The sequence below is a fragment of the Phormidium tenue FACHB-1052 genome, from assembly GCF_014696675.1.
Taxonomy (GTDB): domain Bacteria; phylum Cyanobacteriota; class Cyanobacteriia; order Phormidesmidales; family Phormidesmidaceae; genus Nodosilinea; species Nodosilinea tenuis_A.
Genome location: NZ_JACJQN010000011.1, coordinates 52,249 through 74,486, shown reverse-complemented (window position 1 = coordinate 74,486; position 22,238 = coordinate 52,249). Strand labels below are relative to the sequence as shown.

The 22,238-nt window shown below is 55.5% G+C and carries 23 protein-coding genes and 1 tRNA gene; 10 read left to right on the top strand and 14 right to left on the bottom strand.

Translation table 11 applies throughout. The features are described from left to right. Window positions 1-106 precede the first annotated feature (106 nt). Together H6G07_RS15675 and acsF are read right to left on the bottom strand one after the other, a co-directional pair. The gene (locus tag H6G07_RS15675) at window positions 107-991 is read right to left on the bottom strand and encodes a hypothetical protein (protein ID WP_199312132.1); all 885 of its coding nucleotides are present in this window, start codon (window positions 989-991) and stop codon (window positions 107-109) included. Window positions 992-1,148: 157 nt separating this feature from the next. Next, window positions 1,149-2,225, bottom strand: a complete 1,077-nt coding sequence (gene acsF / locus H6G07_RS15670; RefSeq protein WP_073609118.1) for a magnesium-protoporphyrin IX monomethyl ester (oxidative) cyclase — start codon at window positions 2,223-2,225, stop codon at window positions 1,149-1,151. A 323-nt stretch (window positions 2,226-2,548) separates the two neighbouring features. Between acsF and H6G07_RS15665 the strand changes: the two genes are divergently transcribed. Further along, window positions 2,549-3,346: an E3 ubiquitin ligase family protein gene (locus H6G07_RS15665; RefSeq protein ID WP_073609119.1), complete on the top strand. Its 798-nt coding sequence runs from the start codon at window positions 2,549-2,551 to the stop codon at window positions 3,344-3,346. 66 nt (window positions 3,347-3,412) lie between these two features. On the opposite strand, the gene H6G07_RS15660 is transcribed toward H6G07_RS15665, so the two are convergent. From H6G07_RS15660 to H6G07_RS15650, 3 genes are read right to left on the bottom strand one after another with little or no spacing between them, the layout of a single operon-like run. Next, window positions 3,413-3,655: a hypothetical protein gene (locus H6G07_RS15660; protein WP_073609120.1), complete on the bottom strand. Its 243-nt coding sequence runs from the start codon at window positions 3,653-3,655 to the stop codon at window positions 3,413-3,415. Between the two features lie 16 nt (window positions 3,656-3,671). Further along, entirely contained in the window at window positions 3,672-4,016 is a 345-nt protein-coding gene (locus H6G07_RS15655; protein WP_139297072.1) for a hypothetical protein, read from the bottom strand. 31 nt (window positions 4,017-4,047) lie between these two features. Further along, window positions 4,048-5,793 carry a M48 family metalloprotease gene (locus H6G07_RS15650; protein ID WP_073609122.1) on the bottom strand — a complete coding sequence of 582 codons (1,746 nt, stop codon included), beginning with the start codon at window positions 5,791-5,793 and terminating at the stop codon, window positions 4,048-4,050. Between the two features lie 222 nt (window positions 5,794-6,015). Here H6G07_RS15650 and H6G07_RS15645 point away from each other — a divergent pair, with 222 nt between their 5' ends. Then, window positions 6,016-6,495: a DUF4079 domain-containing protein gene (locus tag H6G07_RS15645; RefSeq protein WP_073609123.1), complete on the top strand. Its 480-nt coding sequence runs from the start codon at window positions 6,016-6,018 to the stop codon at window positions 6,493-6,495. A gap of 164 nt (window positions 6,496-6,659) precedes the next feature. Here the strand turns inward: H6G07_RS15645 and H6G07_RS15640 are convergent, their stop codons facing one another. Continuing rightward, a complete protein-coding gene (locus H6G07_RS15640; RefSeq protein ID WP_199312130.1) occupies window positions 6,660-7,397 on the bottom strand; it encodes a DUF1997 domain-containing protein in 738 nt (245 codons plus the stop codon). A gap of 228 nt (window positions 7,398-7,625) precedes the next feature. Between H6G07_RS15640 and H6G07_RS15635 the strand changes: the two genes are divergently transcribed. Further along, window positions 7,626-8,288: an SDR family oxidoreductase gene (locus H6G07_RS15635; protein ID WP_073609125.1), complete on the top strand. Its 663-nt coding sequence runs from the start codon at window positions 7,626-7,628 to the stop codon at window positions 8,286-8,288. Here the strand turns inward: H6G07_RS15635 and H6G07_RS15630 are convergent. Then, window positions 8,258-9,541, bottom strand: a complete 1,284-nt coding sequence (locus tag H6G07_RS15630; protein WP_073609126.1) for a glycosyltransferase — start codon at window positions 9,539-9,541, stop codon at window positions 8,258-8,260. The genes H6G07_RS15635 and H6G07_RS15630 overlap by 31 nt on opposite strands. Window positions 9,542-9,657: 116 nt before the next feature. Here H6G07_RS15630 and H6G07_RS15625 point away from each other — a divergent pair, with 116 nt between their 5' ends. Beyond that, window positions 9,658-10,287, top strand: a complete 630-nt coding sequence (locus tag H6G07_RS15625) for a TetR/AcrR family transcriptional regulator (RefSeq protein WP_073609127.1) — start codon at window positions 9,658-9,660, stop codon at window positions 10,285-10,287. 275 nt (window positions 10,288-10,562) lie between these two features. Here H6G07_RS15625 and ppsA read toward each other — a convergent pair whose 3' ends face one another. After that, window positions 10,563-13,055, bottom strand: coding sequence for a phosphoenolpyruvate synthase (gene ppsA / locus H6G07_RS15620; protein WP_073609128.1), 2,493 nt, complete (start codon window positions 13,053-13,055; stop codon window positions 10,563-10,565). Window positions 13,056-13,341: 286 nt separating this feature from the next. Here ppsA and H6G07_RS15615 point away from each other — a divergent pair, with 286 nt between their 5' ends. From H6G07_RS15615 to H6G07_RS15600, 4 genes are all read left to right on the top strand, one after another. Beyond that, window positions 13,342-13,554: a hypothetical protein gene (locus H6G07_RS15615; RefSeq protein WP_073609129.1), complete on the top strand. Its 213-nt coding sequence runs from the start codon at window positions 13,342-13,344 to the stop codon at window positions 13,552-13,554. A gap of 235 nt (window positions 13,555-13,789) precedes the next feature. Next, window positions 13,790-14,617: an ABC transporter permease gene (locus H6G07_RS15610; RefSeq protein ID WP_425320108.1), complete on the top strand. Its 828-nt coding sequence runs from the start codon at window positions 13,790-13,792 to the stop codon at window positions 14,615-14,617. A gap of 343 nt (window positions 14,618-14,960) precedes the next feature. Further along, window positions 14,961-15,521: a hypothetical protein gene (locus tag H6G07_RS15605; RefSeq protein WP_199312126.1), complete on the top strand. Its 561-nt coding sequence runs from the start codon at window positions 14,961-14,963 to the stop codon at window positions 15,519-15,521. A gap of 14 nt (window positions 15,522-15,535) precedes the next feature. Continuing rightward, window positions 15,536-16,039, top strand: coding sequence for a hypothetical protein (locus tag H6G07_RS15600; RefSeq protein ID WP_073609130.1), 504 nt, complete (start codon window positions 15,536-15,538; stop codon window positions 16,037-16,039). A gap of 69 nt (window positions 16,040-16,108) precedes the next feature. Here H6G07_RS15600 and H6G07_RS15595 read toward each other — a convergent pair whose 3' ends face one another. The 6 genes from H6G07_RS15595 to H6G07_RS15570 form a co-directional block, all read right to left on the bottom strand. After that, window positions 16,109-16,498, bottom strand: coding sequence for a phage holin family protein (locus tag H6G07_RS15595; RefSeq protein WP_084173231.1), 390 nt, complete (start codon window positions 16,496-16,498; stop codon window positions 16,109-16,111). Next, window positions 16,491-17,006, bottom strand: coding sequence for a hypothetical protein (locus tag H6G07_RS15590; protein ID WP_073609131.1), 516 nt, complete (start codon window positions 17,004-17,006; stop codon window positions 16,491-16,493). Before H6G07_RS15590 ends, H6G07_RS15595 begins: the two co-directional genes overlap by 8 nt. A gap of 63 nt (window positions 17,007-17,069) precedes the next feature. Next, entirely contained in the window at window positions 17,070-17,630 is a 561-nt protein-coding gene (locus H6G07_RS15585) for a DUF4126 domain-containing protein (RefSeq protein WP_073609132.1), read from the bottom strand. Between the two features lie 106 nt (window positions 17,631-17,736). Beyond that, on the bottom strand, window positions 17,737-18,933 hold the full coding sequence (locus tag H6G07_RS15580) for a hypothetical protein (protein ID WP_073609133.1): 1,197 nt from the start codon (window positions 18,931-18,933) through the stop codon (window positions 17,737-17,739). Window positions 18,934-18,976: 43 nt separating this feature from the next. After that, on the bottom strand, window positions 18,977-19,957 hold the full coding sequence (locus tag H6G07_RS15575; protein WP_073609134.1) for a hypothetical protein: 981 nt from the start codon (window positions 19,955-19,957) through the stop codon (window positions 18,977-18,979). 250 nt (window positions 19,958-20,207) lie between these two features. Beyond that, window positions 20,208-20,876 (bottom strand): Npun_F0813 family protein, encoded by a 669-nt coding sequence (locus H6G07_RS15570; protein WP_073609135.1) that lies wholly within the window; start codon window positions 20,874-20,876, stop codon window positions 20,208-20,210. Between the two features lie 264 nt (window positions 20,877-21,140). Between H6G07_RS15570 and H6G07_RS15565 the strand changes: the two genes are divergently transcribed. Beyond that, window positions 21,141-21,213 (top strand) — tRNA-Arg (locus tag H6G07_RS15565). Window positions 21,214-21,382: 169 nt separating this feature from the next. Beyond that, on the top strand, window positions 21,383-22,054 hold the full coding sequence (locus tag H6G07_RS15560) for a rhomboid family intramembrane serine protease (RefSeq protein ID WP_084173248.1): 672 nt from the start codon (window positions 21,383-21,385) through the stop codon (window positions 22,052-22,054). The last annotated feature ends 184 nt before the right edge of the window (window positions 22,055-22,238 follow it).

The following is a 22,238-nucleotide window of genomic DNA, read 5'->3' as shown; positions in this document are numbered from 1 at the left end:
TCGGCTAGCTAAAAGGTGGAGAGCGATCGCTCTCCACCTTTTTTTGCTTTGACCCGACTTTTGCTTTGACCCGACGTACCTGGACACTGCCCTATAACGACAACTACTACAGCAGCAGTTCTAAAGAAACTCCCACACGGCTGTCTTGGCCAAAGCGAGAGTTTTGCCGCTGAAAATCAGTGCCTAGCCGCAGCTGCCGGGTCACGGCATAGCCGATCGCCAGGCTCGTAATGCCCACCTCATTCTCACTGCCGGGTGCCACCCACCGCTGGCTCAGAGCCAAGTCGGCCCCACCGCCCCGCGACGGCACCAGCATCAGGCGCAGACCTACGTCTAGTCCATCGATCTGGTAGGCCGGGGTGCTGAGCGATCGATAGCCCACCGTAGGCGCAAGGTTAAAATAGCCGCCCAAAGGCAGCAGGTAGTACCGCGCCTCACCGCCGTAAGATTCGCGCTGGCCATTCCAGCTGCGGCTGTAGTCAACACTGGCGGCGAGGCCCGTGCCCGGCACAAAGACGTCTTCTACCGCTGCCCCAAAGCCACCGATCTGCCCCGTCGAGGGAAACTGAGCATAGCCGACCCGCAGCCTGGTGCGAAAGCTGGGCTGGTGGCGAATTTCATCGGCCACATCGGGCACCTCCTCTAGCCAGCGCTGGAGCGTTGGGCTGCCTTCGATCACAGCCGGGTCGAGGTCGAGGGTAGGGGCCACGGCCTCAGGCTCGAGGGCTAGAGTCTCTGACGGAGTAACGGCGCTAACGGTTGGCAGGGTCGCCTCAAAGGAAACCGTACAAGATTCCACAAAATCGACGGCCTGAGGGCAAAGGGCTAAGCCCGAGGTTGTCGGGTTGTGGGGCGTTTCAAAGTTAGGTGTTGTAGGCGTAAGCGATTGAACACCGTTAGACCGATCCTCAAGCGCCATTGCACTCTGCCCAATCCCAAACACCGCTAAGCAGCCCCCCAGTCGCAACAGTTGAGTTTTTGTTGACACCACTCGGCGGCTCCTAGCTCACACAATGAATCCTATGCATCTTACCGCCTTCGCTCAGCAGCGCTGCCACCTTGTGGACGGGCAAAAAAAGCGGCCTCACTCAAAGAGCAAAACCGCTGGGGGAAACGAGGATAGCGTTCCGATAAATGGCTAATGTCCTCTAGCGCACCTGGCCGCGTGTCGCCATGGCGTCTATGGGTTTGAGGAAGTAGAGCTGCACTAGCTGCCAACCGATAGTGGCAATGTGAGGCAGTTGTTGCAGCTTCTTCAACGGCTTAGGCTGATTCGACTCAGCAATCTTGCTTAGCTTAGAGTTAGCCGCGGCAGCCACATCCAACCGCTTGAAGAAGCTGGGGTGCTCAACATTCAGCGTCACTGGGAACACGCGTCCGGCAGTGCTGTTGGTTTTCTCAATCACCTCAATGTCGTACTCACGGACATTCAACCCGAGGGACTCATAAAAGCCTCTGGCCCGGAGATCGTTGAGGTACATAGTGGCAAACACCGACAGCAGGAAGAATCGGCACCACAGCCTGGCCTTCCAGTCGTTGAGAATTTGGGGCTGAGACTTCATCAGGGCCGAGAAGAAATCGCCGTGGCGGTTTTCGTCTTGGCACCAGTTCTCAAAGAACCGGAAGATGGGGTAGATTTCGTTCTCAGGGTGAGACTCGAGGTGGCGGAAGATGGTGATATAGCGCCAGTAGCCGATCTTCTCTGACAGGTAGGTGGCGTAGAGAATGAACTTGGGCTTAAAGAAGGTGTAGTCTTTGGTCTTGGTCAAAAAGCCCAGGTCTAGCTGCATGTTGAAGTCAGCCATGGCCTTGTTGAGAAAGCCAGCGTGACGCGCTTCGTCGCGCGATATGAGGTCAAAGCACTCAGACAGCAGAGGGTTCTTGCCCTTGAGGCGACGGCTCAATTCTTTGTAGAGCAAAAAGCCAGAGAACTCGGAGGTGCAAGAGCGCTCTAGAAATTCTACAAACACCTGCCGGGTTTCGCCAGTAACGCAGTCCCAAGACTGGTCAAAGACTTCGCTGCGGACGAAGTGATGGCGGTTGTAGTCAGCCCGCAACTCGTCGAGGATGGCGAGCATCTCGTCTTCGTTGATCGAGAGATCCATGGCGGCCATCTCGTCAAAGTCGGTGGTATAAAACCGAGGGGTGAGAATGGTGTCTTTGGCGGGAGCCTTTACCCCTGGGCGAAGCTCTTGCAATTCGGGCTTTTTAAGGGAATCTACCATGAGTCCTTCGATGGCGCGGTGAACGTGGGCCGGTCTATCTTCCGGCGGGCGATGCTAGGGAAGCCGTCTTTAAACTCTGCACGCTCTGGACTAATTCACATCCTGAGAACAGAGGAGCGGACAACTGTCCAATGAATCGCTAAATGTCAGTGTATCAGGGCTTTTAGGACAGTCGGCAACGCTTTAAGTTTTGCAACAAAACCTTTCGGTAGATAACGCTAGCCCAAAAGCCTTTCGTGCAAATTCGTTAAGGGACAGGGTTTCTGGCGTTGCGTCTGGGCAAGCTGATAGCCAGAACTGACAGTTATTGGCAGGAGAGCAGCATGGCGATCGCAGGCATTATTTTCATTATCGCTGGGGCCGTGCTCGGGTGGGTGCAAAAACGCCAGCAGGGCCGCTGTCGCCAGCTCAAGCTGGCCCGCGCCTGTCAGGCGACAGACCTAGAAGCCATGGCTACTGCCGTCTCAAAGGAAATTGGCGGCGGCGACTGGCGCGACTATGTGTGGCTATGGGGCACTGTCAAAGCCGAAGTTCCCCTCACCTCAGAATTTAAAGCAATCCCTTGCGTGGGCTACACCAGCACCGTCGTGCGCGAGTACGAAGAAACCGTGCGCCAGAAAGACAGTGACGGCAAAGTCACGACCAGCATTCAGAGGGGTTCAGAAACCATCAGCGAGCACAGTCAGCACATTCCCTTCGACCTGGTAGACCCGTCGGGGCAGGTACGAGTGGATCCTGAAGAGGCCAAGATCGAGCAAGTAGAGGTGCTGGACGAGTTTCGACCGGGCAACCCTGCTGGGGGCATGCTCTCCTTTGGCCCGTTTTCGCTGGCGCTGGGAGAAGAGAGTATGGGTGGCCCCCGCCGCACCCTGGGCTATCGCTATCGGGAGACCGTTCTACCGCTCGATCGCCCCCTGCTGGTAGTGGGCATGGCGAGCGATCGCACCGGCACCATCGCCATTGAGAAGCCCGCCCAGGACGACCAGCCCTACATCATCACGCTGAAATCCCACGAGGCCATTACCAAGAGCGTTGATCAAAGCGCCAAAATTGCGTTTTGGTCGATGGTAGGGTGCCTTGGGGTGGGGGTGGTGCTGCTGTTAGCGGCGATCGTGGGGTAATGTCGAGATTCAAACCAGAATTAGTGACAGACTCTACTATGGGGTAAATAACGGCAAACTGCAAAGCTATGAGTTCTCAAGTAGATTGCGAGCTTCATTTAGAGCATTCAGAAAGTCATTCAAGAAGAATTTTGGGGAGAAATCTGAATCAACGAAGTCGGCAAGAAGTTCTATCTCAACCAAATCATCACCCTTATCTTTATTGATCTGGGCAATTTGCTCTTCTTTATACTGAATTTCAACAGTAATTTTTTCGTATCTTGAATCACTGAAGCGAATTATTTCAAACCCTGAGTTCAGAACATTCATCGCGCTTTTACCTTCTTTAAGCCTCAAAAGTTGCTTTCAAGCGATCTGCAAGCTGGCGGATTTCTATCCATCTTTCATCATCTATAATTTCTTGAGGGTCAGGGTAAGAAAATATTGTTTCTTTGAAGGCTTCCATCTTCTTCACGAGTTCCTGTCCCCAGCCTAGCTGAGCACTGGAAAATAAACTTTTCTGTTCCTCAATGAAATCCTTAAAGATAAAGTCGTCAAAAAGATTGCAGTATAGTTCTTCTGGGGAGGAGATTTTATCGCTTCGACCAAGCCAAGATTCTCTTTGAAATTCTTCGTCCGATATATCCTTTAATACTTCTATAATTTTTTCCTGCCAAGTTTTAATATCCATAATCCAGGCTTTCCGTTGCAGTACAGAAGGATTAGCGCCGCCTATCTTGAATCGGTTCATCTTCTGGAATGCCTTGCTCCAGCTTGTACTGGGTGATCAGCTGGTTCATTTTGTAGCGCATCTTGAGGTGAGTTTCGACCCCTTCGTAGGTGTAGCGGTCGAAGTTGCCCTGGTCGATTAGCTGCTTGAGGTAGCTGACGCGATCGCCCGGATTGGGGTGCGAGGCAAACCAAGTTATACCCTGATTGCCGTACTCGTCTTCGAGGGTCATCATCAGATTGTGCAACCCGTCGGCGGCATAGCGGCTGGTAGCCAGCAGCTTAGTGCCCAAAATGTCTGACTGGCGCTCCATGTCGCGAGAGTAGCTCGACACCACCAGCCCAGCGGCGACATTAGCCACCTCAGGAATGGGAATAAACGAGGCCAGGCTGGCGGTGAGGTTACCCTGGGTCACCATCTGAAAGCTGTGGGAGAGCACCGCGTGGGCCAGTTCGTGGCCGACCAATCCGGCCAGTTCGGCTTCGGAGTGGCTTTTGGTAAGCGCTCCGGCATTGAGAAAGATCTTGCCGCCAGGCAGGGCAAAGGCGTTGAGGCTGTCATCCATGATCACCTCAAACGTGTAGTCAAACTCGTCTCGCCCGGCCAGGGCGGCTAGCCGCTGGCCCATGTCATTCACATAGGCGCGAATCTCAGGATCATCGACAATGGGCAGCTGTCGCTTCACCTGCTCAGCCACCTGATTGCCCAGACCGCTTTCACCCTGCATGAGCAAAATGCCAGAATTAAGCGCGCTGAACGGCCCCAGCAGCCCCCCGGTGAGAATGTACCCCGCCGCCCCAGTGACAATATTTGATATTAAGTTGCGAGTCAGGGACTGATTCGTCTCGCCGCGAAAGCGATCGAGGTTCTGCCGCGCCAGATTACCCATGGCCTCAGCTTCGGGGTGCTCGGGATTGAGAATGGCGAACTGGTTAGCGGTAATGGCGGCTTCAATCCACTGTTCGTGGGCCATCTGCACCTCGGCCTGGGCCTTAAGCAAGTCGGGGTTGTAGGGATAGCGGGCGATCGCCCCATCCAACACCCGAGCCGCTTCGTCAGCCCGATCATTCGCCACAAGGTAGCGGGCGTAGAGGGCCTGCCCCGGCAAAAACTCGGGGTAGTTCTCCACCAGCAGCTCTAGGGGAACCAGCACCCGATTGGGGAACTCCGACTCGGCTCCGGCCTGGGCCTCACGCCAGTAGACCTGCCCAGCCGGAGGTAGCTCAGCGGGATCGGTGAGGGGAGCGATCGCCACCTCTGACCCTGTCTCTGCCAGCCACTCTGGATCTTTGGCCGCCCGATAGAGGAGTTCAGCATCGTCGCGATTGCCCGCTTGGTAGAGGCGATCGGCCTCGATCAAGATCTCGCTGCGCTTGGCCACTTCTGGCGAAAGGCCAGATAGCAGCAGCGCCCGCCCTACAGTTGAATCGGCATCAATGTCTGCGGCTGCTGGAACCGCCTCAGAGCCAGCCCCAGGAATTTCGGGAATATCGGGTTCCTTGGGCGGCAGCTTCAGGGTGCCATCAGGTTGCGCTGGGAATGGCGTAGGCAGCGTGTTTTCGGGCCGCGCGACCGGATCCACCGGCAGCACATCCTCGGCATTGGCCTGCGCCGTTGCTGCTGGCTGCGTCGCTACTCCCGTAGGCTCTACCGCAAATCCTGAAAACCCTTGGCTAAGCAGCACCACCCCCAAGAAACTAGCGAGTAATGCTGTCACAAACCGCTGCGATCGCCGCATGGCATCTCCCTAAAACTGGTTTCTCTACAACAAATGGAGCCATGCTCCCTATGTGACGGGTGAGGGCGAGACACAGGATTATGTTTGCACGAAGCTATCCCTAGAATCAGGTTCTTGCCTAACAACTTATTTATTCTGACCAATGCTTTGCCAAGCCAGAATCTGTACTCCTATAATTTTGTTAAATAAATGTAACGCCGGAAAACGCAACAACGGAGCCCCATGACCTTAGACACGATCAAACCCTGGCTCAACTTTGTTCACCCCATAACCATGTGGCTGCTGCTAGCGATCACCCTCTACGCCCTTTACCTGGGAGTTCAGTCGCGCCGCACCCGTTTGTCTGATGCCGAAACCCGCAAAGAGTTGATCAAAGGCAAATTTGCCCTCAAGCACCACAAGGTCGGCTCTGTGCTGCTAGCCTTCATGGTGATTGGCACTGTGGGTGGCATGGGAGCTACTTACTTGGAGGCCGGCAAGCTATTTGTGGGGCCTCATCTGCTAGCAGGCCTGGGTATGACAATCTTGATTGCTGTCTCTGCCGCCCTAGTGCCGTTCATGCAGAAGGGCAGTGAGACGGCCCGCCTCACCCACATCACCCTCAACGTGGTGCTAGTTGGTCTATTTAGCTGGCAAGCTTTTACCGGCATGAAAATTGTGCAGCGGCTGCTGACTGACCTTCAGGCCTCGGCTGGATCCTAGTTTGTCGGGCAACCTAAGCAAGTCCTAGTCAATAAATTCTTCAGCGATCGCAGCCCAAAGGGAACTCCTAGGCCGCGATCGCTTTGTGTTGTCGGTGCAAACTATCCCCAGATCTAGCCTCCAGGCCTGGCTTCGGCTTGGCCGTCGTGGATGCCGTCCCCCGCTCACCGCCCCCAGTTTGACCAAAAGTGGTGGCCCCGGTAGCTCTCAGGCAGGGGCAAGTTATGGCTGTGGTGAAAATCTTCCTGCACCTTGCGGGTGAGGCGCTTAGAAACCTGGCGCACCACCTGGTTGAGCAGGCGATCGCCCGAGGACTTGAGCAGCGATCGCGGCACCGAGTTTAGCAGGCGCGGCATGTGAATCTTGACCGCCAGGCTCAGATCCCAGTCAACCTGGGTCAGATCGGTGGCGGGAGGGGTAGCCTCGGGGCCATCCTGCAAGCGCATCACCGCATGAAAATCGACATCATAGCCGGGAGGCACATACCCCGGCACCGGAATCGTATCGATACGATAGACCTGATGGTCGAGGGGCGACAGATATAGCCCCACCTTAGGCTCCACTTCATAGCCCAGCACCGAGAAGCGCCCAACCACCAGCCCATAGCCGTGGTCTGAGATATGCTCTACCTGCATCGGGTGAGCGCAGCGAGTAAACCACCCTCGGTGACTGTTGAGGTAGCGACCGACGGTGTCGCTGTCGGCGGCCATATCCATTTTGCCAGCGTAATGCCCCTCTAAGAGCAAGGCTCCGTCTACAAGGGGTGCCGGGTCGTGGGCAGGTTGGGGTGCCCCATGGTCAGCACTGGCTGGGGAAATTTGCTTGTTGACCATCGCCTCCTCAGCACCAACTCCCTCATCCCTGGGCGAAGGAGAAGCGTTGGGATTTTGGGCAGATGGCATGAATTCGAGAGTCACTGTGCAACCACTTGCTTAAACAACATCAGACAATGTAATTACGCCGAAGGTTGCGTCCCAGGCTTAACCCATCGTAAGGCTTTAGTATCTCAAGTGTGCCCCTCAGAACTGTCATGCCTATCACGGTTTCATGTAACCCGCCTTAGGGTTGGTTTCTTTTCATATCGCTTTCCGTAAGATCAAGCCAGCTAGATAACTATTGGGGAAGCAGCCGTGAAAGCATTTGTCGCCGGGGCAACTGGAGCCACAGGTTCAAAAATTGTGAACCAGCTCGTAGGTCGCGGCGTGCCCGTGGTGGCCTTTGTGCGCGATGCCGCCGCTGCCCGAGACAAGCTGCCCATTGAGGTCACCCTAATGGAGGGCAGTGTGACCGATAAAGAGAGCATTCGCAAGGCGATCGCAGGCTGCACCGTACTGCTATCGGCCACTGGTGCCCGTCCCGGCTTTGACCCCACCGGCCCCTACCAGGTTGACTACGAAGGCAACAAAAACCTGATCGATGTGGCCAAAGAAACCGGCATTGAGCACTTTGTCATGGTGTCGTCGCTCTGCGCCTCCCGCTTTTTCCACCCACTCAATCTGTTCTTTCTGATTCTCTACTGGAAGCATCAGGCTGAGGCTTACCTGCAAGCCAGCGGCCTCACCTACACCATCGTTCGCCCCGGCGGCCTTAAGGACGACGATGCCGATACCCGTACCCTAGTGATGGCTCCGGCAGATACGCTGTCTGAGGGCAGTGTGGCCCGGCAGAAGGTGGCTGAGGTCTGCGTAGAAGCGCTCTACCTACCCCAGTCGCGCAACAAAATTGTAGAAATTGTGGCCCAAGACAACGCCAATCCTCAGCCCTACGAAGCCATGTTTGCCGGGGTAGCGTAGGGCAGTTCGGATATGATTTCGACTGCATTGGCGACCCCAGCTTCGGCTTGAATTTTTGCCCCAAGATCGGCGGCGCGTTGACCCATGGCGCGATCGCCCACAGCCTGGTGAATTGCTGCTGCTAGTCTTTCCGCAGTGAGTTGGTTGCGGGGAATTGATGCTGTCCCCACGCCTAATTCTGCGACCCGCTGCCCCCAAAAGGGCTGATCGCCAAAGAATGGAATCACGACCGCAGGCACCCCTGCTCTCAGTCCAGCCGCCGTAGTTCCCGCGCCCCCATGGTGAACGACCGCTGCAACCCGTGGGAACAGCCAGGAATGAGGAATTGAATCCACCATTAGAACTGTGTCTGGTAAGTCGCTCTTGCTCAAACCACTCCAACCCGACTGCAAAATAGCGCGCTGCCCCGTAAGTTGGATCGCCTGTAAGACGAGATCGGCTGTTTCTTCTGGGTTTCGGCTCACCATACTGCCAAAGCCGATAAACACAGGTGGAGCGCCTTTTTGCAGAAACTCTAGGACTGCGGCGGGTGGAGTCCAATCTGGTGCTTCTTCCAGGAACCAATAGCCTGTTACATGGGTATTTTGCCAGTCCGAGGGTTTCGCAATCACCGATGGACTTAGCCCATACAGAATCGGGTATTGCTGAAACTGCACCGCGCCATAGTTGCCAAAAAATGGGGTCGGCGGCAAATGAAGGACTTGTTGGCGAGCTAATGTATCCCCTTTGCGAGAGCCCTGCCACATAATCTGTCGAAATAACTGATGGGAGAGCCGATTAACAGCGCCACCCAGTTTAGAAATTGCTTGGGGAAACAAAATAGCCGGAAAAGCGGTGGTGGGCGTGAACGGAAAAATGTACGCTTGTAGTAAGGGTAGATTCAGCTTTTCGGCAAGCGCAACACTTAAGAACAGTCCACCCACCCCGGCAACTATCAGATCTGCATCCTGACAAGCCACGACCCCCCCTTTTGCCCAGTCAATCGCGGCCCGTTGATAAGCTACCGCCGTGCGCGCATTAATCTTTAGAAAATTTCTGCTTTCCAGCAGTTGACGGTTCTTAGGATCTTCCAGAAAGGCTTGGACGTTGCCCTTGAGAGGATAGAACGCTAGCCCATGGGAAGTGACTAACGATTCAAAGTTTTCATGGGTGGCGAGTCGAACGCTGTGCCCGGCTGCTTTTAAGCCCTTACCCAACGCAACGTAGGGCTGAACATCGCCTCGACTTCCCATGGCAATGATTGCAATTCGCATAAATGATGCTCCGTTTTGTTGTTCACCGAGGGACTTATGCCTAAAATGTGAGCGATTGCTCGTATTTTATGAAGATCGCACTGCCCTGACAACTCGCATTTCTACAAGACCTACCAATGCCCCCTAAACCCGCTGCAAACCCGCGTAAACACCCGAAACAAGAGCGATCGCAGGCCACGGTTGAGGCAATTCTCACAGCAACGGCTCATATTTTGACGGAAAACGGGTACGACCAGTTGACGACAAATCGGGTGGCAGAACGGGCTGGTGTGAGTATCGGCTCGCTGTACCAATACTTTCCGAATAAAGAGGCTTTGATCTTTGCCTTGGCCGAGCATCACGCTAATGAAATGGTGCAGTTGGCTCAACACCACTTAAAGGAATCAAGCGTTGGCGAACGCACGATTCCAAAGGTGCTGCGGCAAATTGTCAAAGCTGCGATCGCTGCCCATGCCGTCAATCCGAAACTGCATCGCGTTCTGCATGAACAGATTCCCCACAGTGACGTGATGCGGCGATTGGATGAAGCAAAAATGGAAAATATGCTGCGATCGTTTCTCGCGCAACGCTCTGATCAGCTGCAACCGAAAAATCTAGAGTTAACGGTTTTCATGGTTGAGCGCACGATTCGAGCCTTGATTCATGGGGCGATGATCGATCGCCCTGAGTTGTTCAATACTGAGGAATTTGAGCAAGAACTGATGGCGATGCTGTCAGCCTATTTAGTGAAAAAAATAGACGACTGACAAAATTTTAGAGGTGGATTGGTTGAAAGGCACGGTCACCCAACGCCAAAGCTAGTTTTGTGGAGTTCTGCGATCGCGTTACCTGATCGACCCCATGCTACCGGGCGCAACGGCAAATATATCAGCGTGATGCCCCGTCGCATTAACCCCAGCAGAGCGCTAAGCAAAGCAGGGTAAGCACCTCCCTCTGAGGCAAATAAAGCAAATAATAAAAGCCCCAGCTTTTTTGTAAAGCTGGGGCTTGCTCTTGTGGCGTTTTTAGGAGTTGTAGCGTGCTAGCCCATCTGCTGTTCCATATCGGCGATCTCTAGGCGGGTTTTAATCACCGTGTCGGGGTTGAGGCTGATGGAGTCAATGCCCTGCTCCACTAAGAAGCGGGCAAATTCGGGGTAGTCGCTCGGCCCCTGGCCGCAGATGCCGATCTTGCGGTTGTACTCCTTCGCGGTTGCAATCGCCATCTTCACCATGCGCTTGACCCCGGTGCTGCGTTCATCAAACAAGTGGGCCACCAGGGAAGAGTCGCGATCGAGACCCAGGGTGAGCTGCGTCAGATCGTTGGAGCCAATGGAGAAACCGTCGAACACCTGGCTGAACTCGTCGGCCAAGATTACGTTATTGGGCAGTTCGCACATCACGTAGACCTTCAGCTCATTTTCGCCACGCACCAGGCCGTGCTGGGCCATTTCTTCGAGCACTCGGCGGCCCTCGTCGGGGGTGCGGCAGAAAGGCACCATCAGTATCACGTTGGTGAGGCCCATGTCATCGCGCACCCGCTTGAGCGCCTGGCACTCTAGGGCAAAGCCATCGCGGTAGCGATCGTCGTAGTAGCGCGAGGCACCACGCCAGCCCAGCATCGGGTTTTCTTCGTCGGGTTCGAAGGTGCTGCCCCCCAGCAGGTGGGCATACTCGTTGCTCTTAAAGTCGGATAGCCGGACGACGACCGGTTTGGGATAAAAGGCCGCAGCCAGGGTGCCAACGCCCTGGGCGAGCTTATCGACAAAATAGTCGGGTTTGTGGTCGTAAAGGGCGGTAAGCTGCTGAATTTCGCGCTTTTCAGAGCCATTGGCGAGGCTGTCGAAGTTGAGCAGAGCCAGCGGATGCACCTTGATGTGGTTGGCAATGATAAATTCGAGACGGGCCAGGCCGACGCCGTCATTGGGCAGGGCGGCTAGGGTAAAGGCCAGCTCGGGGTTGCCCACATTCATCATAATCTTGGTGCGGGTTTCGGGCAGGCTGTCGAGTTTGGTGGTTTCGACCCTAAAGGGCAGCTCGCCCCGGTAGATCACCCCTTCTTCGCCCTCGGCGCAGGAGACAGTCACAGGTTCGCCCATGGTGAGCATTTGGGTGGCGTTGTCGCAGCCAACGATCGCAGGTATCCCCAATTCCCGCGCAATGATAGCAGCGTGGCAGGTGCGCCCACCCTGGTCAGTCACGATCGCGCTGGCCTGTTTCATAATCGGCTCCCAGTCGGGGTCGGTGCGGGCGGTGACCAGCACCTCACCAGGGCGGAACTGAGTAATCTGAGAGACATCTAAAATGACGCAGGCCTCACCCTGGCCAATCAGGTCACCTACAGCGCGCCCTCGGGCGACCGGCTCTACGCCCTCGGGCACGTCAAGAATGTACGATCGCAGCTCATTTTGCGACTTCTGCGACTGCACCGTCTCGGGCCGGGCCTGCACAATAAACAGCTCGCCCGTGTGGCCATCCTTGGCCCACTCAATATCCATGGGGCTGTTGACGCCGCGCAGCTCGGTGTAGTGCGCTTCGATGGTGCAGGCCCAGTGGGCTAGCTGAAGAATATCCTCTTCTCCGATCGCAAAGCGACCCTGATCGGCCTGGGGCACCGGCTCGTTTTTGGTCAGCTCGGTGCCGGTGGTGTTGTAAACCATGCGCAGCGCCTTGGTGCCCAAACGCTTGCTGAGAATAGGTTTATGGCCCGACTTGAGAGTGGGCTTAAACACCACGTACTCGTCGGGGTTTACCGTGCCCTGCACCACGTTTTCGCCCAGGCCGTAGGCGGCAGTAATCAGCACCGCATCTTGAAAGCCCGTTTCGGTATCGATCGAGAACATGACGCCGGAAGTGGCCAGGTCAGAGCGCACCATGCGCTGAATGCAGACCGACAGCGCTACATCAAAGTGGTCGAAGTGCTTGGTAGTGCGGTAGGAAATAGCGCGATCGGTAAACAGCGAGGCGTAGCACTTCTTGCAGGCGATCAGCACCGCTTGGTCGCCGTAGACATTGAGGTAGGTCTCCTGCTGACCCGCAAAGCTGGCATCGGGCAAATCTTCGGCGGTGGCACTAGAGCGCACGGCCACGTCTACCTCGGTGTAAGCATGGTCTTGTAGGCAAGACTCATCATCGAAGCAAAGGCTCTGCCCCGCCTCCTCACACATCTGGTGGTAAGCAGCGAGAATGGCAGTCTTCAAGTCGTCGGGGAAGGTGGCGTTGAGAATGAGCGATCGCGCCTTTCTGCCCCGCCGCCGCAGCTCACTCACATCGTTGACGTCAAAGCCGCCCAGCACCTGTCGCAGTTGGGCATCTAGCCCAGTTTTCTCAATAAAGTAGCGGTAGGCGTAGGAGGTGGTAGCAAACCCCGTCGGCACTCTCACGCCCTTGGGCGTTAACTGCTGAATCATTTCGCCGAGGGAGGCATTTTTGCCGCCCACTAAGTGCACATCCTCTAGCCGCACCTGGTCGAGCCAAAGCACCAACTGTTGATCACGCTGCACCAAAGACTGTTGAACTACAGACGTAGCTACCATGTCGCCACCTCAAAGAAGTATTCGCAAAGGCTGTGCGGCGAAACACTCCACTCGTAGACTGTTGAGATTTTTGAGTAGCTGGAAACCGGCGATTTTGCCTAGCAAAGGCGTCGCCAACGCGCCGCACATCTCCATGCTAAAAACCTGGGGATCAGCCCACAACCTTGTCTAACTTTTCGTGTCTCGAACGCAATAGATGTATACAACCCCGAACTGCGGTCAGGGTCGAGCAGACCGTTGGCAACGCTGTTACAGTGATCCGTACCCCCCTAGCCGCAGGTTAAGTATGGACAGTCGCGAGCTTGCCCAATTTATCGAAGCCAGGGACGGCATGTCTAAGCCCTGGTTGCTCGTGCTGCTGCGCTTAAAGAAGCTAGAAGAACGCAAAGACACCACCCCCCCTGAACTCTACATGGAAGAACTCCAGGCGCTGCACAAGGAGTTGATGGGCTTAGGAGAGTGGTGGGTTGGCAACGAAGACGAGCTTTTTAACCCCTAGGGGGTAGAGAATTTTGAGTTCTTAGTTTTAAATGTCGAGTGGCGAAAGTTCCTCGGCTATCGTCGAGCAGGCGGCTCGCCTGCGGACAGCCAGAGGCTTGGGCGACCCGACCGGCAGGGCTTATAGCGAGAACTCAACATTCAAAACTCAACATTTCTCCTCTGGAGACGCTACGCGAACAAAACTCATCAGCCCCCTACGCCGTAGACTATTAAGAAGCGTTGCAAATGATGTCGTGACCAATATTCTTTCCCGTCCGCGTCTGCGTCAGATCGAACCCCTGCCCCTGCGAACCCTCTGGGGCGATACGCTCACGGTGTTTTGGGGCGACTGGCTCGATTTGCGGGCGCGCATTCCTCAGGTGGCGGCATCGGGGCTCGTGTCACCGCTGATCTATATCCTGGCCTTTGGTTTAGGCCTAGGCAATGCGATCGATCAGGTGACCACGCCCTCAGCAGGCGACAACTACCTAGAGTTTATTTTGCCGGGTATGGTGGCGCTGTCGTCGATGGTGATTAGCTTTGGCGGCACCACGTTTTCGATCTGCGGCGATCGCCTCTTTACCAAAACCTTTGAGGAAATGCTGCTCTACCCGGTGCATCCCTTAGCGCTGCACCTGGGCAAAATGCTGGCGGGCATCGTGCGCGGGATGATGACGGCGGGCTCGGTAATCTTGGTGGCGATTCTCTTCACCGGGCGGTTTTGGAGCTTTGTAAACCCGCTGTTTTTGCTGCTGGTGGTGCTCAACTGCGCCGTGTTTGCCGGTCTGGGAGTCATCGTCGGACTCAACGTCAAATCTCTTGAAAGCGTGGGGCTGTTCAACAACTTTTTGATTGTGCCGATGTCGTTTTTGGGCGGCACGTTTTTTGACCCCAGCACTCTACCCATGGCGCTGAAGGCGATCGTTTATCTGCTACCGCTGACCTACACCACCATTGGTCTACGGGCAGCCGCCTACAAGCCCCTGGCTGAGTTCCCCTGGTATTCGATTCCCATTCTGCTAGCGGTGGCGGGGGTACTGGCGGCGATCGGGGCCCGCCAGTTTTCAACCCAGCAAGACTAGAGCGGCTTTGCACTGGATTGGTTAGCCTACTCGCGGCACTGGCTGATACAGATCGCGCCTTCACGCAAACGACCTTTGAGTTATGGCATTTCGCCGGTCGTAGGCTGCTAATCGCAAAGGTTAGGAGCCTTTATGAAAACTTCTTCCGGTGTTTTGGTCTTCAGCCTCCGGACACGGGCATTCTCAACATGAAGAAGGTGATGCATCTTCGTATCTTTAAGGGTGTCTGCAAATGCCGGGAATGTGACGAGCCGACAGACGTAATTCAGCCGACGATAATGCAATCCAGCACCCGCAAGCGAGGCGGGCTGAGCCGATACCGCCCAACGAGCTTAGGCAGCTTTTGATCAATGTTCGCTTGCAACGGGATGAAGCTAAGGATCAAGTTGTCGAGAAAGCACGACAGCTAGAGGAAAGTCAAACGCTTTACCAAGAGCAAGAGGAAAAACTGCAATCGACAATTGTTCTCTATCAGGAAACTCAAGAACAGGCCAACTCATATCTGGCGCTTTATACCGAGGAGCAAGCCAAAAGTAGCGAGCTTGAAATCAAATACAACGAAGCTTTCCAGGAGTCTCAGAACTACCTGACGCTGTATAAGCAGATTGAGCAAGAGCTGAAAATTGAGCGGCGCTCCAAGGCAGGAATTAAAGGATGGGAGACCCGACGCAAACGGGAAAATGAGCGATTGAAGGAAGAGATTGGCCAAATGGCGATCGTCCTGCGCGAGTCGCTAACCAAAAAGGATCAAGCTATTCAGAGCTTGGAAGATGTAGCATCCCGAATGGATCGCATTCAGAGGCTAGTAGATTCAGTCGATGGTGAGGTGGCAAATAACCCAGTAGGAATGCTGCAAAAGTTTCAGCGTATATGGACTGCTGTTAGGGAAATCCTGGCGGAGTAAAGAACAGGTAATCCATGAGCAACGATTCCGCTTCAATAATTCCGGCTTCACAACCTGCGACCCTAGGCGATCGCCTACGCAACATTGCCGAAACGTTACGGCAGGAAACGGATACGCAGATTAAAGCTACCTCCCGAATTCTGGGTGCAGCAGCTCAGATAGCCCAGAACCACGATCAGCTCATTGGTGAGGTAGTGGAGATGGTCGAAGAGGATTTGAGTCGAAGGAATCAAAGCGAGGCTTCAACTACTTATAAAGTTTCGGATTTAAGGCAGGAGTTTAAGACTCTCAAAGCCGCTAAGGCTCACTTCGATATTAAGGCAAATAGCTGGGACTCTCTGGCAGAAAAACTGAATGAAACCAACGAGATTCCTGGTAGCAGCGGAGACTGGATTCCAAATCTTGACCACAGTCAAGTATTGGAGCGGCTCGATCGCATCGATCGAGAAATTGTGTCCCTTCAGGGAAGTATGGAGCGGGTGTTGGGTCTGTTGCAGCAGATGGTAAAGCAGAGCTAAACGCCTGTCTGGGTAATGTCTTGGCATTGGTGCGCAAAGTTCTTTATTGCAGACCGCTTACTTCTCTGATTACTCTTTTGCTTTCAACAGTGCTAGCGATCGCGAGAGTCGAGCCTGGGTCTGAATCATCAGCGGCCCGCTCAACCGCAGCCGCCCCAGGGTGAGAAATATCAGTCCCAGCAGCAGATTCACCCCAGCCACGGCCCCGATCGCCTGAAGCCAGCTCAGCCCTAGAGACTGAGCAAACGCCACGCTGGCGACAATACCGAGCACAACCGCTGTGGTAACTAGACCGATGCCGATGCCCAGCAGAATAAACCCGCTGATCAGCCGTCGGCTTTCGTAGTTAGCCTCTTGCACCGCCACATTGAGATGGGTATCGACTAGCACCGTCATCAAACGCAGCAGCCGCCGAAAGTAGCCTTCGATTTGGTCAAAGGTGGAGTCAGAGCTAGCCACGCTTGCCCCCCAAGATCAGACCCAACACAAAGCCAAGGCCCAGGGCGATCAGCAGGCTTTGCCCCAGGTTGCTGCGAGCGCGTTTTTCAAGCTCGGGCAGCATTTCGGCCTTCAGCTCTTGGATGAGGTTTTCGGTGCGCGATTCGAGGTCGTCGAGCAGATTGTCAATGCTGGATTTAGTTACTCCCAGGGGCTCAGTAGCCTCTAGGACAGTGGATTTTAGGGCAGACGACATTCCATTGATCGCAGACTGACGAGAGGCATTGCTCAAGACCGGTGGCTCGACTTCGATCAGGTCAGCCAGCTCGTTTAGATGGCGGCGAATGCGGGTTTTGGTGTGATCCATTTCACCGCTGATATAGTCTACGGCCAGCTCTAGGTCGCCTTTGGTCGCCAGCAGATTGGCTTCGACTAGCTGGGGCCATTCCGATAAAATCAGCGGCACCATCGCGTCAAATTGATGCTTAAAGGCTTTTTTAGCGTGAGGGATAGTATTTTTTTTAGCCATAGCTCAAGGCGATTCCCGTAGGGATAAGGTTGGGGCGAGTAGCTGGGCTAGTGGGCAAAGGGTTCAGGAAACCCGCCTTTTGCGGCCTCGCCGTCGAAACACTAGGTACAGCAGCACACCTACTACGATCAGTACTAGAATTGGCACCGCGATCGCCAGTACCGAAAGGATGGTCGAGCTGACCAGCTCAGTCGTCGAAACCGCGATGTTGCCCACTGGGCCACCCGCCGCTGTGGAAGCCAGCCGGGCTAGGCCCGTAAATGCCTGGGTGCTGCTGGCAATGCCGCCACCGGCAATCAGGGCTAAGCTCCACTGCAAGAAGGGGTTCATGTCGCCACCCGTGACGGCAGCGGTGAGTATGGTGCCTGCGATCGCCGCTGCGGGCAGTTCCACCGCATCCATCAAATTATCGACTATGGGCACAAAATAGATCAGCACTTCCAGGGCGGTAGCAGCAGCCAAGGCCAAAATAGCCGGGGTTGTACTCATCCAGGCCATGCTGGGAGACAGGGTCAGATAACCCTGCTGGGCAGCCACGCCAGCCACCAAAAACGGCACCAAGATTCTAAACCCGGCGGCAGCGCTGAGGCCAATGCCAATGGCAATGTGCAGCAGTACATCCATGTCCCCCCAGGGTAAACACCAGTAGACCCAGTGTATGGGGAGATTGCAGGAAATGTGCCAAGGCACACTGGCTTTTGCGCAGCCTGTCGCTTAAGCCGGGGCTAGGTCAATCGTCTCCGACCGGAAGCACAGGTTCTACGGAATCTTGACCTAGGGAAAACACCTGCCCATCAATAAACAGCCGGGTAATGCCTTTCGCCTGTAGGTAAGAACTGGTGGTTTGCAGCAGGCTGCCATCGGGCACTTTGACCACCCGCTGGTTGCGGCGTGAAAAGCGCCGAGCCACATTGTGGTTCTCAAACACCGGCAGCGTGCGGGAATCTCCTTCTTCTTCAGGAATTTGGCCCAGCTCCGCGAAGGTGCGTAGGGGCAGCACGACCAGCTCCGATGAGGTGCGCTCTACAACGACGTAGCACAGGGGCGGCAGAGCCGCCGCCGTGAGAGGAAAAATTTCTAGGGCTTCGAGGTTGGCGGCAGCGCTATTGCCGCTGTCCCAGGGGTAGACGTTGTCGTCATCATCATTGCTGTCATCATCGTCGTCGTAATCGTCGTCAAGACCAACGGTATCGTCATCCCAGTCGTCGTCAAGGGCCTCGGTGGCGTCGAGCACTTCGGCGGCGTCGAGGGGTTCGGCGGTAGCCGGTTGGGCTTCAGCCGAGACCGCTTGGGCCGACTTCAGCACCGGGCGGGCCGGTTTTTCGGGGGCCGGTTTTTCGGGGGCCGGGTCTGACAACAAGAGCTGGGTGGGTTCCTGGTCTGCCGTTTCGGCAATGATCTCTACGATCGCGGGAGGTTCGTCCACGATCGCGGCCACCGGCTCTTCTGTGGCCCGCGATCGCCGCTTGCGCAGGGGCTTAGCCGCACTAGCAGGCACCTCTTCTGCGATCGGCTCAGCCATGAGCGGGGCGGCAGGTTCAACCGACACAGCCCCAGGCACTCCCTGATCGACAACTTGCTTGCTGCGAGGCTTAGTTTTGGGCTTGGGGGAAGGCTTGGAGTCTACGACAGCAGGCGCTGCTTCAGCCTCCACAGAAATAGCAGGCTCCGCTTTAACTTCAGCAAGAGCAGTGGGCTCTGCTGAGGCCACAGAGTTGTCCCCAATGATTGCCCGATCGGGGGTGCCGCGCTTTTGCTGAATTAAGACGCTGTACTCGTCTTCAGGCAGACTGGACTTCAGCAAGCGGCTAATGGTGCTGTTACTCACTCCATAGCGTTCTGCCAGGGTAGATGTGGTCTCTTGGGGCTGGCGATACAGGCTCAAGATAGAAGTCTTGTCAGCCTCGGTCAGCTTTTTGGGTGCCATGCCATGGGTTCCGTAACAGTGCCATTTAACATTCTAGAGCGCGTTACCCCCGCCGCCGCCGTGGGCTCCGGCGGGAATTTACGGAAACGGCATTCTCAACCACGGCTCCCAGGCCAAAAAACACCGCCGAAAACGTCCAAAAGACTTCCCACAGACGGCCTTCTACGTAGGTGCCCGTGTTGGTAGCGTAGGCAAAAAACATATCAGCGATGTAAAAACAGAAAGCTGCGATCGCAATCAGCTTCCACGACTGGGAGTAGCGTCCGCCCCAAAAGGCCACCAACAGGGTGCCGGCAATAATCAGCAGCACAACGTCGCCAATTTGATACAACAGGACTATCACACCCTCTAGCGGTTCGAGCAGGTTGTTGAGCTGGAGTACCCAGCCGGGAGCCGATGACGCTTCGGCAACGGGCTCTGGCACCGCTGGGGGCACAACCTCCGGCACGGCTGGAGGTGCTTCTTGGGCTAAATAGAATGCTGGTGCCGGTGCTGGGGGCACTACTGCCGCTTCCGCCGCCGTCAGATTGACAAAAATCGTCAGCAAAATGCCGCCCAAGCCAATGCCCACCACAATCAGCCATTGGGAGAACTCCAAGTTTAGGCGTCGGGGCAGCACTGCCTTAAACATGCCTGTTGCCAGAAAAATGTAGCTAGAAATGTAAAAAAAGTCAGCCAGCGACACCGCCGGGTCGAGCTTCCAAATGGTGCTCCAAATAAAGAACAGGATATTGCCCACGGTGTAGAACATCAGGCCAAGGCCAATCCAGAACCAGACGTTGCGGCCGCTCACAATCTGAGTGCTGCGCCAGTTGCGAAAGCACAGCAGCGATGCCAAGAGGAAGGCTCCCATCTCCAGTAGACTAATGCCAACTAAAAACCAGCCGGGCTGGCTGCCATCGTCTCCCGGCGCGGTAAATAGCAGAAAAAACAGCAGGGTAGCCACGCCCCAGGCAATGCAGGCTCCCACCAACAGCGGGGTAGACGAGGCACTAGCCGATGACGGGTTTGATGACTTGCTCAAGGGTTAACTCCTAACGGAACTCAACGGCACCCATGCCAACTAAAACACTGCGGCTAGCCCTAAGGGCAGATCTTCACCATTGCAGCGATCCGCTGACTCCAGCACAGGGCCTGGCGCAACGCCTGAATTGTACCGACTCCCCGCTGCCTTGAGCCGTTAGCCTGGCAGAATCGTCCTAATTAGTCGCGCAGAGCAATAATTCTTAAACTCCTGCGAGGGCGATGCGACCAAGCCAGAAAGCCTTGCCCGCCTAAATCCAGTGCTTGCCCCCTGGCGACTGCTGCAACCACCGCCGAAACATAGCCTGTTCGTTGGCGGTTAGGTCTTCGACTGCCTCTAGGGCGCGATCGGCAAAATTGGCATTGCCAAAATAATCTTTGCCCATCTGGTGGGTTTCTTCGAGCAGACGTTGCAGATGGTGATCTTGCCAGGGAGGTAACTGCGGCATCGCCAGCGGGTCTACGGTTAGCAAGTTTTTGACCGCATCGGGGGTCACTGCTTGGGGAAACTTCCAGGCCGCAAACACTTTGCTAATGTCACCCTCAAACTGGCGCGCCTGCTTGGCCCCTAACAGGTCTTCTACATCCATATAAAGCACCTGTAGCATCAGCAGGCAGGCTTTGATGTAGGTAGCCTCCGCTGGCGGGGTGCCCGTATCAGGGCCAGCGTCATCAAACTGATCAAGGCGAATTTTGCCCCAGATGCTAAAGCGATCGGGCTCTTCGAGCAGCACACAGGCCTTGCCTCGGTTGTCGGTCAGGTCGCGCCACAGCGCCCTAGCGTCGTCTTCCTGGGCGGCGGTAAACACACTCAGCAGCCGAAAGGTTTGACCCTGGTACGACAAAATTGGAATTTGCTGATCTTTCTGAGGATGATGCATCGTTTTGATGTCAACATCCTGCCGCTTGAGAATAAACATGTTATGGCCTGCTGACTCCTAACTGAGGTGAGTACCTGCAGTAGGCGGCGGCTGCAACGGTAAACCGCACCCTTATTACTGCGTCATTGTAATGGGATAAAGCCTGGCAACCCCTCGTAAACGGTGAGTTCTATCAAACAAGTGACTTATTTTAGCGGTACTCACCGCCCTGGCAGCATTCGTCGCTGTTTTTTCAACATTCTATTCGCCCTAGTCTGCCCTGAGAGCGACCCACACCCCCTAAAATATAAAGTGATTACGTTAGGGCCATTAGCTCAGCGGATAGAGCAACCGCCTTCTAAGCGGTCGGTCGCTGGTTCGATTCCAGCATGGCCCGTTGTTTCGCCATAAGGGTTTAGGCCTTGGTGCCTAGCCATTAATCAGCAGCTTATCCCGATCGCTGTGTCCAATCTGCGCCCCTGGCGGCCTTGGGCTTCTAGCACTGGGCAATGGGGAAACGAAAAAGCTACCCTGGCTATAGTCCCAAATCCAGCCAGGCGAACCCTTTGGACGACGCAGATCTACAGGCCAAACTCAAAAAACTAGAGGCAGAGCTCAATACCGCCGCGCCTCCAGCCGCCCGACATTCTACCGATAAACCTGCTCCAGCACCCCAGCCCTGGCTGCAGCGGCTGAAGGGCAATGCGCTATTGCCGGTCTATCTAGTGGCTATTCCGTGGGCGCAGGAGATTGTCGATCAGGTGGTGTTTGGCGGTCGTTGGAATCTGCCTTTGCACCCCCGCAGCATTGAAGGCATACCGGGCATTTTTTTGTCGGCTATTTCTCACGCGGGGTTTGCCCACCTGATTGGCAATACCATCGGGTTCCTCATTTTTAGCTGGCTAATCTTGGCCAAAAGCCGTCGCGACTATTGGATTACCCTGCTGGTGGGCTGGATTGGGGGTGGCGTGGTGGCCTGGTTGCTCGGCCCCAGCAGCGTGCATGGGTTGAGCGGTGTGGTGTATACCCTATTTGGCTATCTGCTCTGCATTGGCTGGCTGGAGCGCCGGGTGGTGCCGCTGCTGATTTCGATGTTTGTGCTGATCAACTACAGCTACTTTATTTTTGGCATGTTCCCGACTCAGCCGATGGTGGCGTGGTGGGGGCATCTGTTTGGTTTTGTGCTGGGCATTGTGGCGGCCTATGGCGTGTATCAGGAGCCGGGGAGAAAGGGGTAGGGAGTGGAGGGCCTCAACAATCAAAGGTTGCAGGGATATGGAGCGGGGGTGGCGGGGCTGGCCGGTGAGGTTGGGATGGAGTTAAGCACGATGATGGTCAGGGTAGAAGCCGCGCTCCACCGCCGTCCGAGGCTGCATCAGTAGCCAGCCGTGGAGTCAAAGGTGACAAAACGTTCTGTGGCCG

Coding starts and splice junctions, on each gene's coding strand:
- H6G07_RS15650 (WP_073609122.1), bottom strand. CDS start 5,793: ATGCGGCGATCGCAGCGGTTTGTGACAGCATTACTCGCTAGTTTCTTG.
- H6G07_RS15580 (WP_073609133.1), bottom strand. CDS start 18,933: ATGGCACCCAAAAAGCTGACCGAGGCTGACAAGACTTCTATCTTGAGC.
- H6G07_RS15630 (WP_073609126.1), bottom strand. CDS start 9,541: ATGCGAATTGCAATCATTGCCATGGGAAGTCGAGGCGATGTTCAGCCC.
- ppsA (WP_073609128.1), bottom strand. CDS start 13,055: ATGGTAGCTACGTCTGTAGTTCAACAGTCTTTGGTGCAGCGTGATCAA.
- H6G07_RS15655 (WP_139297072.1), bottom strand. CDS start 4,016: ATGGATATTAAAACTTGGCAGGAAAAAATTATAGAAGTATTAAAGGAT.
- H6G07_RS15660 (WP_073609120.1), bottom strand. CDS start 3,655: ATGAATGTTCTGAACTCAGGGTTTGAAATAATTCGCTTCAGTGATTCA.
- H6G07_RS15590 (WP_073609131.1), bottom strand. CDS start 17,006: ATGGCTAAAAAAAATACTATCCCTCACGCTAAAAAAGCCTTTAAGCAT.
- H6G07_RS15570 (WP_073609135.1), bottom strand. CDS start 20,876: ATGTTTATTCTCAAGCGGCAGGATGTTGACATCAAAACGATGCATCAT.
- H6G07_RS15585 (WP_073609132.1), bottom strand. CDS start 17,630: ATGGATGTACTGCTGCACATTGCCATTGGCATTGGCCTCAGCGCTGCC.
- H6G07_RS15665 (WP_073609119.1), top strand. CDS start 2,549: ATGGCGATCGCAGGCATTATTTTCATTATCGCTGGGGCCGTGCTCGGG.
- H6G07_RS15640 (WP_199312130.1), bottom strand. CDS start 7,397: ATGCCATCTGCCCAAAATCCCAACGCTTCTCCTTCGCCCAGGGATGAG.
- H6G07_RS15625 (WP_073609127.1), top strand. CDS start 9,658: ATGCCCCCTAAACCCGCTGCAAACCCGCGTAAACACCCGAAACAAGAG.
- H6G07_RS15615 (WP_073609129.1), top strand. CDS start 13,342: ATGGACAGTCGCGAGCTTGCCCAATTTATCGAAGCCAGGGACGGCATG.
- acsF (WP_073609118.1), bottom strand. CDS start 2,225: ATGGTAGATTCCCTTAAAAAGCCCGAATTGCAAGAGCTTCGCCCAGGG.
- H6G07_RS15600 (WP_073609130.1), top strand. CDS start 15,536: ATGAGCAACGATTCCGCTTCAATAATTCCGGCTTCACAACCTGCGACC.
- H6G07_RS15645 (WP_073609123.1), top strand. CDS start 6,016: ATGACCTTAGACACGATCAAACCCTGGCTCAACTTTGTTCACCCCATA.